The sequence below is a fragment of the Nocardioides zeicaulis genome, from assembly GCF_042432345.1.
GTDB classification, from domain to species: Bacteria; Actinomycetota; Actinomycetes; order Propionibacteriales; family Nocardioidaceae; genus Nocardioides; species Nocardioides zeicaulis.
Genome location: NZ_JBHLXH010000002.1, coordinates 659846 through 661650 on the forward strand (window position 1 = coordinate 659846; position 1805 = coordinate 661650).

Genomic DNA, 1805 nt, shown 5'->3' on the forward strand with positions numbered 1-1805 from the left:
GCCCCGCCGAGCTCGCCCAGGGCAAGCTCGGCGCCCGGCCGCTCGCCGTCGTGCGGGGCCGCGCCGACCTGGTGCTGCCGCCCGGCTCCGACGGCACGGGTGCGGTGGCTCTGGTCCGCGCGGAGGGTGCCGACTTCTTCGGCTGGGGCGCACGCGAGGCCGTGGTGCGCGCGCTGGCCGGCGACGACGCCGACCGCGCGCCGTTCGGCCGTCCTGCCCCGCTGGCCGAGCTGCAGGCGGCGATCGGCACCGTGGCCGGTTCGGGGCGGGCGATGTCGTCGACGCTCGCGCTGACCTCCGACGACGCCCCGGGCGACGCGGTGCTGGAGCTGCCGGACGACGCCGACCGCACCGCCGTTCACGCCGTCTGCTTCGCCCACGGCTGGCGGGTCACCGCCTGGGGACCGGGCCCGGGACCGGTCGCAGGAGGCGTCGTGTGCCGCGTCTCACCCCTCAGTACGTAGACTCTGCCGACGTCCCACCCCGGTGGGGCACCAGACCAGCCCCCAGCGCACCTCACGAGGGACCTCCAGCACCGTGGCCAAGAAGCCCAGCAACGACCGCCAGGCGGTCATCGACTCCATCCGCTCCAAGCAGTCGCGCTCCGAGAACCGGCGCGGGATGGCGATCGTGGGCGTGTGCGTCCTCGTCGCGGTGCTCATCGTGGGAGCGGCGGCGTTCAAGCCGCTCAAGGACTGGTACGACCTCCGCGCCTACGCCTCCGACTCGCTCGGGGAGATCGGCGCCAAGGCGTCGGTGTGCCAGAAGGTCACCACGAAGAAGGCCGACGGCAACCAGGACCACGTCGACGTCGGCACGCCGATGACCTACCCCGACGCTCCCCCGGCCTTCGGCACCCACTGGAACATGTGGGACTCCATGGACCGCAAGCTCTACACGACCTCCGACCGTCCCGAGCTCGGCGAGCTGGTGCACAACCTCGAGCACGGCTACACGATCCTCTGGTACGACAAGACCATCGCCGACGACGGCAAGGCCATGGACGAGCTGCGCGGCATCGCCTCCAAGCTCCAGGGCACGAGCAACCTGCGCGACAAGTTCAAGGCCGTGCCGTGGACCTCGGAGGACGGCAAGGCCTTCCCCAAGGGCCAGCACGTCGCCTTCACCCACTGGTCGGTGGGCGGCGTCGGCGAGACCGACGCCTCCAAGCAGGTCGGCGTGTGGCAGTACTGCTCGGCCGTGAGCGGGAGCGCCCTCCAGACGTTCATGGAGGACTACCCCTACATGGACTCCCCCGAGCCGACGGTCGTGTGACCTTCGCCGAGGTCCTCGCCGGACAGCTGCGCCGCGACCCCGGTCGCCCGCTGCTGACGTTCTACGACCACGCCACCGACGAGCGCGTGGAGCTCTCGGTCACCACCTACGCCAACTGGGTGGCCAAGGCCGCGGGCCTGCTGGTCGAGGAGTGCGACCTCGAGCGCGGCATGTCCCTGCGCGTCGACCTGCCGCCCCACTGGCTCTCCCCCGTCTTCCTCGGCGCGGCCTGGACGGTGGGCCTCCGGGTGACCACGTCGGACGAGCCCGACGCCGTGGTCTGCGGGCCCGACGGCCTCGACCGGTGGGCGCCGCGCGCCCCCGGGCTGCCGGTCCTGGCCTGCAGCCTGCGCCCCCTCGGGGTGCGCTTCACCGAGGCGCTGCCGGCCGGGGTCATCGACGTCGGCGTGGAGATCTGGTCCCAGCCCGACGGCTTCACGGCCTGGGACCCGCCGACCGACGACGACCCGGCGACCGACCTGCTCAGCCAGGGCGAGGTGTTCGGCGCCCGCCCCGCGGACGTGCTGACG

Annotated in this window: 2 protein-coding genes and 1 pseudogene; all 3 read left to right on the plus strand. The window is 73.0% G+C overall.

Annotated features, from left to right (window positions below; genetic code table 11):
• Positions 1–464: pseudogene (locus ACFFJG_RS17780) on the plus strand (hypothetical protein); the annotation flags it as partial.
• Positions 465–537: 73 nt separating this feature from the next.
• Positions 538–1275: a DUF3105 domain-containing protein gene (locus ACFFJG_RS17785; protein WP_378520112.1), complete on the plus strand. Its 738-nt coding sequence runs from the start codon at positions 538–540 to the stop codon at positions 1273–1275.
• On the plus strand, positions 1272–1805 hold a 534-nt coding region (locus ACFFJG_RS17790; protein ID WP_378520113.1), incomplete at its 3' end, for a TIGR03089 family protein. The genes ACFFJG_RS17785 and ACFFJG_RS17790, both read left to right, overlap by 4 nt.